Genomic DNA, 16,069 nt, shown 5'->3' with positions numbered 1-16,069 from the left:
TGATCGCAATCTGCGGTAAGCAAGCCAAGGGTCGTATGGCAATCGTCATACGACCCTTTCGTATATCCGCAAGGCATTGCAGATGTATGGATGATCACGTTGTGGACATGCGATACATAAATTCCGACATCCTAAAAAATACGAAATCAAAAGTTGAAAGTCGAAAATTGTATTGCCATATAAGGGGGTATGTGTAAATATTAAAAGATAAGTGATTGAAAATCGAAATTCGTCGGAAGCGTTACGAAAATGCGGTTGACGGTTTGTGTGTTGGGGTGGGTATCGTAATGGACGAACTGTGAGCTGCATAGGGGAGTCGGTCCTGCCGGGCCGATGCAGAATGCTTGTTGGAAAGGGGTATGCATGACAGGCAACGGCAACGAACCCGACACAACGTACGCTAACGTGGGTCAACTTGACGACATCGACGAGACCATCCTCCGCATGTTGGAGGAGGATGGCCGCGCCACGCTATCCCAGCTTTCGGACGCTACGGGACTGTCGATTTCCGCGGTGCAGTCGCGCGTACAGAAGCTGGAACGTCGCGATGTGATTCTCGGCTACAAGGCCGTCATCGATGATGAAAAGCGCGGGCTCGGCGTGCGCGCCTACATTGCGGTGACCCCGATCGACTATTCCAAGGAATCCGAGATTCCCTGCAAATTGCAGGATATCGACGGCATTATGTCGTGTGATTCCGTTGCCGGTTCTCCCAGCTACATGCTGACGGTGCGCGCGGCTTCGCCAAGCAAGCTTGAGGATCTGCTGAATGTCATTCATCAGACGGTGCCGGTGAGCACGGAAACCTCGATTGTGCTGCAACGGTACTTCTCCAAGTGACATTCGCGCGGTAGTCTTGTACGCATGAGCGATAGCGAACACGACTGGCTTCGGCCAGAAGAAGAACACGAAACCGAAACCATCATCGACGCGGGTACCGCGCAAAACAATCCTGAGGTTGCCGACGCCGTGGCGAAAATCGCCGCGTTGCGCCAGTCGATCGACAATGTCGACACGGCCATCGTCTCCCTGCTGGCGGAACGCTTCAAATACACGTCCCAAGTGGGCGTGCTGAAGGCACGTGCGGGCTTCGCGCCGGCCGATTACAAGCGTGAAGACTATCAGATCGAGCGTCTGCATCGCAATGCCGTCGACGCGGGTCTTGACCCTGATATCGCCGAAATGTACCGCGAATTCGTGGTGACCGAAGCCAAGCGTAGGCATAAGCGCATCGCCGAAAACGGTGGAGATCCGGGCGTGCTCGACGTATTCGCCTGACCTGTCTGTTTTCGGCAAAAACAAGTATTTCGGGGCATGCCGGGCGCTACATTGAATGCTTTGGAAAGTATTTCAGGCATTTGTAATTGCGATTGAGAGGCTCGGCATGCATCACGCACTTACGATTCATCCACGGGACATCCGTCGCCATCTTTCCGCGGCTACTGCTGTGGCGCTTGTCGCCGCGATTCCGGTCGCGGCCGTCGATGCGGCCAATGTGGCGACGTTCGTTCGGCAGAACAGGCAATATGCGGTCGAGGCGACGCAAAGTGACGTGATGAGCGCGTATGAATCCATCGACAAGCCTGGCCGTCTTTTCCTGACCCAGAGCGGAACTTCTGCATCGCACGCATCACAGCGCGTTCCCAAAGGCACTGTGGCAATGCCGTGGAAAGTGTCCGCCACGTTCACTCTTGACGGTCCCAATGTGAGCGCTTCCGAAATTTCCGGCGCTTCCGGAATGGTTGGCGTTCGCATCGCCCTGCATGCCGTTGATGCCGACAAAACGGCCGATTTGACACCGATCGTCGCTTTCACCATCCCCAGCCGCGTCGGCAATGACGTGACCGCTGATGACGGTGTGGCCGTTTCGTCGGACAACACTTCGACACTGGTGGCCGCAGCCGGCAAACCCGGTGAGGATCTAACATTTAACACGTATGTGACGGCGAATCGTTTCTCCATGAGCTCGCTGGCCGTCGCCGCGGTGGATGGCGATGCTGGCCAATCGCTGCCTGATCTCACCAAGCGTGCGGCGACGCTGGTGGACGGGTTGACCAACGTTGGTTCGCAGCACAACCGCAAGCTCATTTCTCAACTGGAAAGGCTTCGGGACAACGAAAAAGCGATCGCCAAACAGACCATCTCAACGCGTTCCAAAGCGCATGAGCAGGCGTTCGACGCCTATGTCGAGGCGTATGTCGGCTCGTATACCACGCATCTGTCCGGCTCACTCGGCAATTCCACGCAGCTGTCCGCCATTCTCGGCACCGCATCCGAGTTGAACGGCGACACTCCCGTAGCCAAGTCCGTGGCGGATCTTGCCAACGTCGTCAACGACGTGAGCGCCGCCTACCGACATATTGGTGCCGCTGATGCGGTCGACGAGGTGATCCGCACCATCGAACAGCGCGGCACATCCGGGCTGGTGAGAGAGCTCGGTAAACGCGCGGGTGAGGAGCAGCAGCGCGGCTCCAAGGATTACAGCGTCGGCCAGTCACAGCTGTCCTCCGCGATGATTCCGTATTCGATGGACTTCACCGACGCATACACGGCTCGACTCAAGGAACTGGGCGCCACCACCGGCACCGCGTCCGAATACGAAAACCAGGCGATCGCCGACGTGCGTGCCGGCATCAAGGGCAATGAGAAGCTCAAAACCGCATCCGACAAAGTCTCCGCCGCGATGACCGCGCTGGCGGACGCTAGCGAGCATATCGGGCAGGCCAGCGCGTTCCATCAGATCATCGTGCGGTTTGCTGACCAGCTGGATTCGGATGACGAGACATCGGATTCCAACGCTGCTGACGGCTCTTCGGTGCTTGATTCAATGCGCGCCGTTTCGGCTGGGCGTGCGTTGTGCGCGAAGGCCGAGAAGTCGCGCGCCAAGGCTCAGCACAAGGCGGAACGGGTGCAGACCAAGGGCGATGCCGCCGATTCCTCCAGCTTGGTTGACGACAAGAACGCCATCAGCATGGACGATGTGATGAGCTATGCGGGTGGATTGCGTCCGTCATTCGGCGCGGCCGCGGACGTCACGTCGAAGAACGTGGCGAAGGTTGGGGGAGTGGATGGCTCCACGAAGAAGGGCGATTCCGTCGCTTCGGATGGCGGTTCCGAATCCGCCGGCTCGATGCCGATTTCGGGCTACGGTTTGGCGAAAAGCGAGTTTGCGCCAAATAATGGCGATTTGATCGACGAGACGGTTGAGTTGGCTGCCGCGGCCGAGATTTTGGACGGTGCGATGCAGTCTGGACTGTCGGCTGGCCCCGCAAAGGCGACTGGCGTCGCGCAGTATTTGCTGGCTGTCCCGATACTGTAGATTGGCTGTTTCCGCTGATGGGTGTGATTTGTGGTTGTTTTGGCGCGGCCCCCATTCATGAATAAGATCGATCTGGATTGGTTTTCCCGGTTTTTCGGATACGGGGGTACGTATTTCGGCTTGGAACGCCGCTTTGATGCCCTCTTGCGTGCGTTGACTGCGATTGCACATCGGGAATGCGGCTTTTTCGAGTACGGGGGTGCATATTCTGGCAGGGAATGTGATTTTCGCAACCCCGACCATGCATCGATTGCGATTTGGAAAAGCATAAGAATACGATAAAACCTCCTTTTGCGATACCGAAATCCGCAATGCGGGGCAATACAAAAGGAGGCTTTACCGTCAGCCGGCAGTCCTGTGAGAACCACCGGCCGATATGATTTCAGAAGATTACTTCTTAGGTTTCTTTGCCGGCGGCTCGCCCAGCTCGCTTTCAGCGATTGTCACGTCGGTTGCGGCCTCGTCCTCGCCTTCGGCTGCTGCAGGCGAGGTGAAGGAGATGCGTCCGACCACGCGACCGGCTTCGGCAATATCGCCCAATGCGCTTTCGATAGACTTGCGCGCCTCGTCAGAAACGCCTAGCTGCACGGAAAGGATCGGGGTCTTCATCGAAACCTTGGCCTTCGACTTGATGCCACGCAGCGCGGCCAGCGCTTCACCGGCATGGGTGAGCAGCTCCGGGGAGACGGCTGCGGCGGCCGCATCGTACGTTTCAGCCTTCGGCCATGCGGCGTGGTGCACGGAGCCTTCGCCCTCATGCATCCAGCTCCACACTTCTTCGGTGGCGTACGGCAGGTACGGTGCCAGCAGGCGTGCGAAGGCATCCAAGCCCAGTCCCAGTGCGGTGCGGGCGGACTTCACGGCCTTCTCGCTCGGCACTCGGCCGGTGGCGTCGGCGGTGCCGTACGCGCGGTTCTTGACCAGTTCGATGTAATCGTCGCAGAACTGCCAGAAGTAGTTCTCGATGACTTCCAAAGCCTTGGAATGCTCGTAGTTGTTGAGGTTTTCGGTGGCTTCGCGCACCACGAGAGCCATCTTGGCCATGGCTGCGCGGTCCAGCGGCTCGGTCACGTCGGCCGGGTTCCAGCTTGCGGTTGCCGGAGCGCCCACATGATGGTTCTCATCCTCACGTCCGATGGCCAGTGCGAACTTGGTGGCGTTGAGCAGCTTGATGGCCAAACGGCGGCCGATCTTCATCTGGCCTTCGTCGTAGGTGGCATCCAGGCCCAAACGTGCCGCAGCGGCCCAATAGCGCACCGCGTCGGCGCCGAACTGCTTGATCGGCTTGTCTGGCACGACCACGTTGCCCTTGGACTTCGACATCTTCTTGTGGTCCGGATCGAGAATCCAGCCAGACAGGGTGGCGTTGGACCACGGCAGACACTTGTTTTCAAGATGCGCGCGATCCACGGTGGAGAACAGCCAGGTACGGATGATGTCCTGACCCTGCGGGCGCAGATCCATTGGGAACGTGGCGTTGAAAATCGCCTGGTTCTCTTCGCCTGGCTCTTCCCAACGGGTCACGATCTGCGGGGTGAGGGAGGAAGTGGCCCAGGTGTCCATGATGTCGGGCTCGGCGGTGAAACCGCCGGGTACGTCACGCTGGTCTTCGGTGTAGCCTTCCGGCACATCGTCGGTCGGATCGATTGGCAGACGATCCTCGCTCGGCACGATCGGATGATCGTAATCGGCGGTGCCATCTTCCTTCACCGGGTACCACAGCGGGAACGGGACGCCGAAGAAGCGCTGGCGGGAAATCAGCCAGTCGCCGTTCAGGCCGTGCACCCAGTTCTCGTAGCGCACGCGCATGAAGTCGGGGTGGAAGTTGAGTTCCTTACCGCGTTCGATGAGTTCGGCGTTCAGCTTCTCGTCGGTGCCGCCGTTCTTGAGGTACCACTGGCGGGAAGTGACGATTTCGAGCGGCTTGTCGCCCTTCTCATAGAAGTTGGTCATACGCTTGGTTGGAGTCGGCTCACCGTCAAGATCGCCGGATTCGCGCAGTGCGTCGACGATGACCTTGCGTGCGGAGAACGTCGTCTTGCCGGCGGTCTCTTGGAAGATGCGCTGGCCTTCCTCGTCTTCGATCCAATCCGGGGTGTCCATGACGATGCGTCCGTTGCGCTGGATGATGGAGCGCAACGGTAGGTTCAGGTCGCGCCACCATTCGACGTCGGTCACGTCGCCGAACGTACAGCACATGGCGATGCCGGCGCCCTTGTCCATTTCCGCGGCCTTGTGGGCGAGGATCGGAACCTTGACATGGAACAGCGGCGAGTAGACGTACTGGCCGAAATACGACTTGTAACGCTCGTCGTCCGGATGCGCGATCAGTGCGCCGCAGGCCGCCAGCAGTTCCGGACGGGTGGTTTCGATGTAGATCGGAGTGCCGTCTTCGAAACGGAAGGCCACCTTGTGGTAGAAGCCCGGGTATTCGCGGGATTCCAGTTCGGCCTGAGCCACTGCGGTCTGGAAGGTCACATCCCACAGGCCCGGAGCGTCTTTCTGGTACGCTTCGCCGCGGGCCAGATTGCGCAGGAATGCCTTCTGGGCCACGCGCTGCGGGTGCTCGCCGATGGTGTGGTAGGTCTGCGTCCAGTCGATGGACAGGCCGAGGGAACGCCACAGCGCCTCGAACTGCTTCTCATCCTGAGCGGTGAGCTTTTCGCACAGTTCGATAAAGTTCTTACGGGAGATCGGAACCTGATCCTTGGCGTCGATCTTCTTGCCATCGGTGCCTTCGAACGGCGGCACGAAATCAGGATCGTACTTGAGGGAGGTGTCCACGCGCACGCCGTAATAGTTCTGCACACGGCGTTCGGTCGGCAGTCCGTTGTCGTCCCAGCCCATCGGGTAGAACACGTCGTAGCCGTTCATGCGCTTGAATCGCGCGATCACATCGGTATGCGTGTATGAGAACACGTGGCCCACGTGCAGGTGACCGGAAACGGTGGGCGGCGGGGTGTCGATGGAATAGACGGCCTTGCGGTCGCGGGTGCCCTGGAACTTGTAGACTTTGTTTTCGTCCCAGACTTCGCGCCACTTGTCTTCGAGACCGTCCACGCCGACCTTATCGGGCAGCGGCGTGAGATTCGCGTTGATGGTATTATCTTGGCTTTCAGTCATAGACGCTAGTCTAGAAAGCGAATGTGACAACTTACGGCACTGCAGCCGAATGCCGAAATCGCGAAATAATCGCAGGAAAATCAGTGCAGTTTTATTCTGTTCAACGGAAGCAGTCGGTCAGTCAGATTTTTCGGATATCCCTGCAACTGGCCGCTTACCGCAATGAAATTCTTACGCGTGTACAGCCAGTCGCTTGCCGCGCTCTCGCTGACGGTGCGTGCATACGTGCGCATGCGATCCTGATAATCGTTGTCGTTGGTGGCCGCCATCGCATTCGCATATGCTTGCTGCGCATCGCCATTTTCGAAATGGAACACGCTTTGTCCGTCGGTGAATACGCTCGCATCGTTTTCGCCACTCATGGTGGTGAGCGCGATATTGTACGTGCCGGCGTTCATACGTTCCGTGACTTGTGCCGCGGAATCAAGCACTTCCATATTGACGCCGATATTGAGCTGTTCGATCGCCGATTTCACGGTATTGCCGATCTGCTCGTATTCCTTGGGTACCAACAGATTGATGTCTGCGATATAGTTGGCGCCGAAATAGCTGCGCATCTGCTGGCCCTGCTCAAGATTGTAGGGGAACAGTTCGCTCAAGTCCTCATAGCCGTCTTCCAGCGGGCTGATCGGACCGCCGAGCGGCGAATAGGCGTCCGGAGCGTCTTTGGCGATGGATTGGGCGTCGATGGCGTACCGTGTCATTTTGCGGATCTGCTCGTCGGAGAATGGGCTTTCAGTGCCGTTGTTGAAGGCGAGCATCACTTTGTCGAAGCTGATGCCGCTGTCGGAGTTGATGCCGCTTTGCTGGTTGAGCTCGTCTGCCGTCGATGCGCTCAACGGCAATGCCATGCTGATTTTCTTGGCTTCCATGGCGCTGACCAGCGAATCTTCGGAAGCATAGTAATACAGCGTTATTTGCGATGCGGCGGCTTTGGTGCCCCAATACGAGTCGTTGCGCTGCAGCACGATCTGTGTTTTCGACGAGGCTTCCACGGTGAACGGTCCCGATCCCACGGCCTTCTTACTGTAATCCGCCTTGCTTTCCTCGTCGTAGACGATGCCGGCGCGCCCGCTGAGTGCGCGCAAAAGCCTTGGATTTGGCTGATTAAGGGTGATGACTACTGTGTTTTCGTCGGGATTGGTGATTTCCTTGAGATCGCCGAGCTGGTCGGCGTCCACGTAATTGTTGTTGATGACGTTTTGCAGCGACCAGACCACGTCCGACGAGTCGAGTTTGTGACCGTTGGCGAAGGTCATGTTGGTGTTGAGCGTGAACGTGTAGGTCAGTCCGTCGTCGGAAATCTGCCATGATTTGGCGATTGACGGCTGCAGTTTGTTGGTTTCGCTGCGTGACACCAAGGTTTCGTACACGTTTTCGAGCAGTGCCTGCTCTATTGCAGTGCCCTGTTCGCTGCGGATGTCAAGCGATTCCGGCGCGCTGCCTTGGATGCCGATGGCGACGGAGGAGTCGGAAACGAGCGTGGTGAATGATGCGATCGGGCTTTTGCGGTTCGTCAGCGACCAGCCCAGCCAGGTCATGACGCTGAGCATGATGGCGACGCCGAAAAAGATCAGCCACCGCGTGATTTCGTCTTTCAGCTTGGCTTCCCGCCCGTTTTCTTCTTCCATGCTGCCGAGTCTAGTTGACACGTGCTACAGCGGGTGCCGCATCTACGGGATGATTATTCCAGTGAGTGGGAGAATCACCCCATTGGGAGGGCCGATACGGAACTATGCTGCGAATGCGCTGGGGCAGGTGTCGTTAAGCGGGCAGTTCAGGCAGTCCGGCTTACGAGCATGGCATATGGCACGACCGTGCAGTATCAGCCTGTGAGACAGATCCGTCCACTCCTCGGGCGGGAAGCATGCGGTGATCTCACGCTCAATGGCCTTGGGATCAGGAGAGCCGCTCGCCCAATCCGAACGCCAGCGCAGTCGACCGGTCACACGAATCACATGCGTGTCAACAGGAAAACCCGGCACGCCAAAAGCGTTCCCAAGCACCACATTCGCGGTTTTGCGCCCCACGCCCGGCAGACTTGTCAAAGAGTCCATATTTTGCGGCACTTCGCCATCGAACCGTTCGCACAATGCGTAAGAAAGTCCGATAATGTTCTTTGCTTTCGTGCGATGAAATCCGATGGAATGAATGATGCTTTCCACATGTTCGGGATTGGCGCTCGCAAGTGCGTCTGGACCTGGATATTCGTCGAATAATTCCGGCGTGACCATATTCACCCGCTTGTCGGTGGTTTGCGCGCTCAATACGGTCGCCACCAGCAATTCAAAAGGATTCGAAAAATTCAGCGCACATTTCGGATGCGGAATCTCCTCGCACAACACTGCGTATTCCTGATGCATGCGTGACAGTCGCGCTTGTTTCGATTCCTTGGGCACGCTACCAGTCTACCGTCGCATGAGCAACACAATCGCACGCACGAAAGCAAAACGGCCGACAGTCAAATCGCAGGCAATTGTAAAAAGCGGATATTGCAAACCGTCTGCAAAGCAAACGGATAGTAAGAAAAATCAGTCTTCTTCCGAAGCGTTACGGGCTGCGGCATCCTTGGCTGCAGCTTCGCTCTCTTCCTCTTCGGGAGGGTCGAAACGATAGCCGACATTGCGCACAGTGCCGATGACATGCTCGTATTCGCCGCCCAGCTTGGCACGAAGGCGACGGATATGCACGTCAACCGTACGGGTTCCGCCGTAATAGTCGTAGCCCCACACCTCCTGCAGCAGTTGCGCGCGGGTGAACACGCGCCCCGGATGCTGCACGAGATACTTGAGAAGCTCGAACTCCTTGTATGCCAAGTCGATCGGATGCCCGTGCAGACTTGCCGTGTAGCCGTTGGTGTCCACCACCAAGTCTCCGGAGCGGATCATGCCGTCTTCGTTCTGCACGCCCGATTCGCCGGAACCGTACACTGCGTTGATCGGCGAGTTGCCGCGTTCCGACACCAGGCGAAGGCGCCCCTCGACCTCGGCCGGAGAGGCGGATGCCACTACCACGTCGGCGATGCCCCACTGCGAATTGACCACGGTGAACCCGCCCTCGGTGAGGATAAGCACGATTGGCGTGGAAAGTCCGGAGGCGTGGATCAGGCGGCACAGCGTTTTCGCCGTGGCCAGGTCGTCTCGCGCATCAAGGAAAAGAACGGTGTTTTCCGGCATTTTCACCAGGCTCGCCGCATCCATCGGCAGAACGCGCACGCGGTGGGAAAGCAACGCCAGAGAAGGAAGCACGGTAGCTGGGTCGCTAGCGAACGTCATAAGCGTCAGATCCGTCACGTTAGCTCCCTTTGTCTCTTGCGTTGGTTTTGCGTTGTTGCCGCGATTGTACTCTTGTTGTGTGTTATCGGCGTTTCGTTAATTTTATCTGAACTATGTGGACACTTGCGGCTACATTTAATGGTATTGCATACGTAATGACCACATTATGGAAAATCATGAAAAGGGGACGAAATGACCGCCTCTGAAAAAGTTGCCGTCAAGTCGGCTCAGAAAGCCTCGTTCGGCAAGGTGCTTACCATCCAAATCGCCGCATATGTGGTGCTGGTTGTGCTTGCGCTGATTCCCGGCATTTCCTATGGGAATACGGAAGAGCCTGCGATCGTGTCGTTCACTGTTGCGGCTTCCGTGGTGATGATTGCGCTGCTTGCCGTGTTCAACCCGTTCCGCGATGGTGTTGCGGGGCATGCGATTTCCGTGGTTGCGGGCTTGCTTTCCGTGATGTGCGCCACGACGGTGATGCTTGGACGTGCGATTTTCCCCGCCGATTTGGGTGGCGAAGACACATTTTGGATGCAGGAAGGTTGGATTGCCGGTGTTGGTGGTCTGTTGATCCTGCTGATTGTGGTTTCGTTCGGACGTCAGATGGCGCGTGAGAACCGTACGCATCTGATTCGTTCGCTGTCGCACAATGTTGTGGAAGGCGTTGCCATGATTGGCAGCGCGGGCTGGTGTTTCTTGTCGACGCTGCTGCCGATTCGTTCCGGTGAAAACGCGGCTTCCACCGAGTTTGCCGTGAATCCTGCGTGGATTGTCTCCGTAATCGTGTCGCTGTTGCTGATTGTTGCGCTCGATGCGTGCTCGTATTGGTGGAATCGTAATGCCGATCCCGATCCGCAATCCAAGAATCCGTGGATTGGCATCGCGCTGTTGCCGGTTATGATTTCCGGAATTGTGGTCGGCCTTGCGTCGTATGCGAACGTCATGCTTTGGTAATGCGATTCTTACGATTCCTTCAATTATGGGAAAATAGTCGTAAGAAAATAATCGTTTGCAATAATGTAATGCAAAAGCCCGTAATCATGTGCGATTACGGGCTTTTACTGTAAGTTTGTATATTTATTGTATATCTGATTTGCGATTATTATGCGAGGAATCCGAGATGTTCCAGCAATACTTTCACGCCGATCAGAATAAGCACGACGCCACCCGCGATCTGTGCGGGCTTCTGCCAGTGCGAGCCGAATGCGCGGCCGATATACAGGCCGGCTGCGGAGAACAGGCCGGTGGTGATGCCGATGATGATCACTGAAATCCAAATATTCAGCGACATGAATGCGAAGCTGACACCAACGGCGAATGCGTCGATGCTGCAGGCCACGGCGAGCGGAAGCATGTGCTTCCAATCGAAATCAGCGTTTTCCTTGGCGTTTTCCTCATCCTCTTCGAATGCTTCACGCACCATGTTGCCACCGATGAGGGCGAGCAGGACGAAAATGATCCAATGATCGACTGTGGTCACGTATTTGCTGAACGTGGAGGCGGCAAAATAGCCGAGCAGTGGGAAAAGCGCCTGAAATCCGCCGAACCAGAGGGCGGTTTTGAACGCGTCGAGGTCACGCAGTTTTTTGACGGTGAGACCTTTGCCGATGGAAACGGCGAATGCGTCCATCGATACGGAAACGGCAATAAGTAATGTTTGAATCAACATAGCTGGTATATAGGTTCATCCCGCCGGTTGTCCCACGGGATGGGCCTCGACGGAGTCTCACGTCCGCCTACGCCTAGGGGTACCGACATAGAACTGCCGCGCCAGCCAGCGGGCTTTGAATTCTGCGAATACTGTTCGCATGCCGTGAATTACGTGCTCCACTATAGCGGCGCCAGCGAATATGCGTGTACGGTATGAGTACATCCCGTCTGCGGGCTGTTTCTTCCACTCGCTGGAGGAATCCGGACACTTGGAGGGTATGGTTTTGTCCGTTTTCCTCCAATCGGTGGAGGAATCTGCCCGCTGAGAAGTTGATTTGCGGGCATTTTCTTCCAGTGACTGGGGAATCTGCCCGCTGGAAGCCGTGTTAGTGGGGTGATTGTTCCAGTGAGTGGAGGTTTTTGCCCGCTGAGGGGCTGGTTTGCGGGAGAATTCTTCCAGTGACTGGCGGAATCTGGACGTTGGAAGGTATGCAAAAGCCCGTTGACGTGTGCGAGTGCGTACGTCAACGGGCTTTCCTTGGATTGCTACCTAAAGCTATCTAGAAAGGCGTGGAAATCACTTCTCGGATTCGGCGAGGCGCTTGCGGGCGGCCACGATCTCAGCTTCAGCCTTCTCGACGCCGGTCCAATAATCGCCCGGCAGCACTTCCTTGCCCGGCTCCAGAGCCTTGTACTGCTCGAAGAAGTGCTTGATTTCAGCCTTGTGGTACTCGGAAACGTCTTCGACATCCTTGATGTCGTCGAAACGCACGTCAGCCGGCACGCACAGCACCTTGTCGTCTCCGCCAGCCTCGTCGACCATGTGGTACAGGCCAACGGCGCGGCATTCCACCACGCAGCCCGGGAACACGGAGTTCGGGATCATGACGAGTGCGTCGAGTGGATCGCCGTCCTCGCCCAGAGTGCCGTCGATGTAGCCGTAGTCATCCGGGTAACCCATGGAAGTGAACAGGGTGCGGTCCAGGAACACGCGGCCGGTCTCGTGATCCACTTCGTACTTGTTCTTGGAGCCGCGCGGAATTTCCACCACGACGTTGAAGGTTTCTGCCATGTCATTTCTCCTTGAGATTGGGCAGTTTACATTACCAGTAACCACAATACCGCTTTCCGCCGAAGTGGAACCGGTATTGTGGCATGAATCGAAACGAATTCCTAGTTGAGCTGACTGAGATTAATCAGATCGATTGAAAATCAGTCTTCGACAACGGTGAGCACGTGTGCCACGTCGGCCCATGGGGCGAGCGAAACGTAGTTGTCGTAACCCCATTCGAAGTCGCGGCCGGTCAGCTCGTCATGCACCTTGAGCGGCTTGTCGGTGGCGAAACCGAAGTCGCCAAGCTCCACATGTACGATGGACTGGTGCGCGTTGTGGCCGTCGAGGTTCACGATCACAATCACCGTATCTGCCTTGCCGGTACCGGTCAGTTCGGCCGGGGTCTGGCGCAGGAATGCGATCACGCCCGCATCGTCGCTCGGCAGAATGTGCAGATTGTGGTAGCTGCGGCATGCCGGGTGAGTGTCACGAATCTTGTTGAGCGAGGTCAGCAGTTCGGCGATACCGTACTTTTCGGTGCTGTCCCAGTCGCGCACCTTGACTTCGTACTTCTCATTGTCAATCTGCTCTTCGAAGCCCGGACGCTGCTTGTTTTCGATAAGCTCGTAGCCGTTGTAAATACCCCAGCTCGGGCTGCCCATAGCGGCGAGCACCGCACGCACTGCGTGACCGGCGATGCCGTTGTCGCGCACGTAGGCGGTGAGAATATCCGGAGTGGTGGGCCAGAACGTGTTGTGCTGGTAGAAGCCGCCATCGCCGTTGGTCTCTTCGAAGTACTCTTCGAGCTCTTCCTTGGTGTTACGCCATGGGAAGTAGCAGTGCGACTGCGTGAAGCCCGCATAGCTCAGCGCGCGCATCATGCCCGGGCGGGTGAACGCCTCGGCGAGGAACAGCACTTCCGGGTGCTTCTTCGTGACGGCGGCGATCACATCCTGCCAGAAACGCACCGGCTTGGTGTGAGGGTTGTCAACACGGAAGATCGTCACACCCGCCTTGACCCACAGGTCCATAATGCGTTCGACTTCTTTTTCGATGCCTTCCATGTCGGCATTGAAATCGATCGGGTAAATATCCTGATACTTCTTCGGCGGATTCTCGGCGAATGCGATGGTGCCGTCCGGCTTGGTGCGGAACCAGTTCGGATGCGCCTTAACCCACGGGTGGTCAGGAGAACACTGCAGAGCGAAATCAAGCGCGATTTCCAAGCCCAGCTCGTGGGCACGCTCGCAGAATGCCTTGAAATCGTCCATGGTGCCAAGCTGCGGGTCAACGGTGTCGTGGCCACCCAGTTCGGAACCGATGCCGAACGGAGAGCCCGGATCGTTCGGGCCGGCTACCAGGGAATTGTTGCGTCCCTTGCGGTTGGTCACGCCAATCGGGAAGATCGGCGGCAAATACACAATGTTGAAGCCTTCGGCTGCGGCACGTTCCAAGCCGGCGATTGATGTCTTGAGGTTGCCGGGAACGATCTTGCCGTCTTCGCCGTAGTAGGCACCTTCGGAACGCGGGAAGAACTGATACCAGGAAGCGAAGCTGGACTTCGGGCGTTCCACGCGGAAACGCTGCGGATTCGACTCGGACAGGCCGTCGCGCAGCGGGTTGGTTTCGTGCAGCTGCTCGATGTCGCTGCTCTGGGCTGCGGCGAGACGCTCTTCGGCGCTCAGCGACTTGTTTTCTATGGTCTTGGCAGCGTCGCGCAGCACCTTCTTGTCGGCTGCGGAAAGCTTGGAATCCTTCGCATCGGCCCAACGTGCGAGCAGTCGTGCGCCGGATTCCAGCGCGTTCTCCACGTCGTCGTTCACTTCAACCTTGATGGCGGCGTCGTGCAGCCAGGATTGGTAGGTGTCTTCCCAGCCTTCAACCACGATCTGCCATTCACCCAGCTGGCGCTTAACGGCGGCATAGTCGGAATCCCACGGCTTCAGATCGCTGTGCTCGCCGATCTTGACCATGGCTTCCCAACGGTCAAGACCCGGATTGGTGCAGGTCATGGCGAAACGTTCAACCTCGCGGCCGCGTGCGCTGCGCACGGACACGGTCGCTCCGGCCTTGGTACGGCCTTCGATGAACACTTGGGCGGTGACGTTGAATGCTTCGCCGAGCTCCACGCGTGCCGGGAACAGGCCGTTCTCAACGTTCGGGGTGATGTCGAGCACGTTCACGCGGCCGAACTGTTCGGGGCTGGTGCGTTCGATGACGGGGGCTGGGGCTTCACCTACGACTTGCGATGAGGCGGCCTTCGCCTTAGTGGTGCGCTTGCGAGCGGTGGATGCCGTAGGTTTTTTGGCGGCAGTGCGCTTGTGAGGCGTCTGAGATGTTGATGACTCCGCCTTGGCGGTCGTCTTCTTGACGGTTGATTGTTTGGTTGTGGTGCGCGGTTCTGCGCTCTTATCTTCTTCTGCCATACCGCCGATTATAGAGGAGAAAAGGTGGATTTGGGTGAACTATCTTCCGACCAGCGATTTTCCACCCTTTGTGGATAACTTGTTTACCTACGATTGGTAAAACGTTTTTTGTGGATAAGTTACGTTTGCTGATAAGCGAAGTTGTCCACAAAACGGCAAAAAGAACGTCCTCCGACCACAACCCTTGAAAAAGACCATGTGGTAATCGCAAGTATGCAAGTCTGTTGAATCACGGCAACAACGACGTGCATATCGAAAGGACGATGCAATGAATGCGATGAAGCGACGTATGCTTGCGATTCAGGCCGCGGTATTGGCGGTCTGCGCCATCATCGTGACGATGACATGCCCGGCAGCGCTGGCCGCCGAACAGCTGCTACGTGCGAACGGCAAGCATTACGAATATTTTCTTGATGGAAAACCGTATGTGATCGGGGTGAACGCGGAATCGAAATCGGGCAAATTCTATTATTGCCGGCAAATCGAAAGCGTGACAGACTATAAGGTGACTGAAACCACCACCGTGGAAAATACGGAAGCGGCGCGGCGCCTCGCATGGCTGCTGTCCGAATATCAATATGACGGGGAGCCGGTGCTTACGTATGCGGCGATCGGCGTGCTGGTGCACCGCAACTATGATGACCAAAAGGTGTGGGCCAGGCATGAGCAATACCTCTTCTCAGTAATGGACGGGCTGGAAAGCAAGGTCAACGAGCTTTGGGAGGAGGCCGCGAACAAGCTGCCGGTTTCTTCGAGGGTGACGCGTGATGATCGGCAGGGATTGCGGTCCGGAAGCCTGTTCGTGCAGTTGCTGGATGCGAGTGGCCAGCCGGTCGAGGGCATATTCACGGCGACGATCGAAGGCCCGGCCGTGTTCGACGAAGATGATGAGCCCACGGCAGTCGGCTGGGCCGAACCGGAGGGAACCACCGTGTATTGGCATGCAACGGGCGCCGGCGAGGTCAATATCAAGGTCGGATACCAGTCCGTGGGATTGGATGAGGCCGTCACCGCGCAGAAAATGATGGTGCTGAACGATGTGGTGGAACGTGAGGATAGCCTGCTGACGTTCAATGTCGATAACCTTTATGCCCCCGATCAGGAAATGCCGCAGACAGGAAGTCCGATGGGGCTGGTGTTGGGTTTGGCGGCTGCCGTGATGTGCTGCGGGGCGTTCATGCTGTATGCGGTACGGCGACGATGATATGCGGCGATGATGTCG

12 protein-coding genes are annotated in these 16,069 nt (G+C 57.2%); 5 read left to right on the top strand and 7 right to left on the bottom strand.

Annotated elements, in window-relative coordinates; all coding sequences use genetic code 11:
* Window positions 1–363 precede the first annotated feature (363 nt).
* From CE168_RS08395 to CE168_RS08385, 3 genes are all read left to right on the top strand, one after another.
* Window positions 364–840 (top strand): Lrp/AsnC family transcriptional regulator, encoded by a 477-nt coding sequence (locus CE168_RS08395; RefSeq protein ID WP_099571961.1) that lies wholly within the window; start codon window positions 364–366, stop codon window positions 838–840.
* 24 nt (window positions 841–864) lie between these two features.
* Window positions 865–1,278, top strand: a complete 414-nt coding sequence (locus tag CE168_RS08390; RefSeq protein ID WP_099571960.1) for a chorismate mutase — start codon at window positions 865–867, stop codon at window positions 1,276–1,278.
* Between the two features lie 106 nt (window positions 1,279–1,384).
* A complete protein-coding gene (locus tag CE168_RS08385) occupies window positions 1,385–3,319 on the top strand; it encodes a hypothetical protein (RefSeq protein WP_236824376.1) in 1,935 nt (644 codons plus the stop codon).
* A gap of 390 nt (window positions 3,320–3,709) precedes the next feature.
* On the opposite strand, the gene valS is transcribed toward CE168_RS08385, so the two are convergent.
* The 4 genes from valS to CE168_RS08365 form a co-directional block, all read right to left on the bottom strand.
* Window positions 3,710–6,442 (bottom strand): valine--tRNA ligase, encoded by a 2,733-nt coding sequence (valS, locus tag CE168_RS08380; protein ID WP_099571958.1) that lies wholly within the window; start codon window positions 6,440–6,442, stop codon window positions 3,710–3,712.
* An 80-nt stretch (window positions 6,443–6,522) separates the two neighbouring features.
* A complete protein-coding gene (locus CE168_RS08375; RefSeq protein ID WP_099571957.1) occupies window positions 6,523–8,073 on the bottom strand; it encodes an ABC transporter substrate-binding protein in 1,551 nt (516 codons plus the stop codon).
* Window positions 8,074–8,175: 102 nt separating this feature from the next.
* Window positions 8,176–8,805 (bottom strand): endonuclease III, encoded by a 630-nt coding sequence (gene nth / locus CE168_RS08370; protein WP_099571956.1) that lies wholly within the window; start codon window positions 8,803–8,805, stop codon window positions 8,176–8,178.
* A gap of 168 nt (window positions 8,806–8,973) precedes the next feature.
* On the bottom strand, window positions 8,974–9,735 hold the full coding sequence (locus tag CE168_RS08365) for a winged helix-turn-helix transcriptional regulator (RefSeq protein WP_099571955.1): 762 nt from the start codon (window positions 9,733–9,735) through the stop codon (window positions 8,974–8,976).
* 174 nt (window positions 9,736–9,909) lie between these two features.
* Here CE168_RS08365 and CE168_RS08360 point away from each other — a divergent pair, with 174 nt between their 5' ends.
* The gene (locus CE168_RS08360; RefSeq protein WP_099571954.1) at window positions 9,910–10,671 is read left to right on the top strand and encodes a hypothetical protein; all 762 of its coding nucleotides are present in this window, start codon (window positions 9,910–9,912) and stop codon (window positions 10,669–10,671) included.
* Between the two features lie 148 nt (window positions 10,672–10,819).
* Here the strand turns inward: CE168_RS08360 and CE168_RS08355 are convergent, their stop codons facing one another.
* The 3 genes from CE168_RS08355 to CE168_RS08345 all read right to left on the bottom strand — a co-directional run bounded on the left by CE168_RS08355 (window position 10,820) and on the right by CE168_RS08345 (window position 14,847).
* Window positions 10,820–11,386, bottom strand: coding sequence for a manganese efflux pump MntP (locus tag CE168_RS08355; protein ID WP_099571953.1), 567 nt, complete (start codon window positions 11,384–11,386; stop codon window positions 10,820–10,822).
* A 558-nt stretch (window positions 11,387–11,944) separates the two neighbouring features.
* Window positions 11,945–12,439 (bottom strand): inorganic diphosphatase, encoded by a 495-nt coding sequence (locus CE168_RS08350; protein ID WP_099571952.1) that lies wholly within the window; start codon window positions 12,437–12,439, stop codon window positions 11,945–11,947.
* A gap of 140 nt (window positions 12,440–12,579) precedes the next feature.
* Window positions 12,580–14,847 carry a maltotransferase domain-containing protein gene (locus CE168_RS08345; RefSeq protein WP_099571951.1) on the bottom strand — a complete coding sequence of 756 codons (2,268 nt, stop codon included), beginning with the start codon at window positions 14,845–14,847 and terminating at the stop codon, window positions 12,580–12,582.
* Between the two features lie 277 nt (window positions 14,848–15,124).
* On the opposite strand from CE168_RS08345, the gene CE168_RS08340 reads away from it, so the two are divergent.
* Window positions 15,125–16,051 carry a hypothetical protein gene (locus CE168_RS08340; protein ID WP_236824375.1) on the top strand — a complete coding sequence of 309 codons (927 nt, stop codon included), beginning with the start codon at window positions 15,125–15,127 and terminating at the stop codon, window positions 16,049–16,051.
* Window positions 16,052–16,069 lie beyond the last annotated feature (18 nt).

It is taken from the genome of Bifidobacterium sp. N5G01 (genome assembly GCF_002742425.1).
GTDB lineage: Bacteria > Actinomycetota > Actinomycetes > Actinomycetales > Bifidobacteriaceae > Bifidobacterium > Bifidobacterium hominis.
The sequence above is the reverse complement of the archived record's forward strand: the minus strand, read 5'-3'. Positions and strand labels throughout refer to the sequence as shown.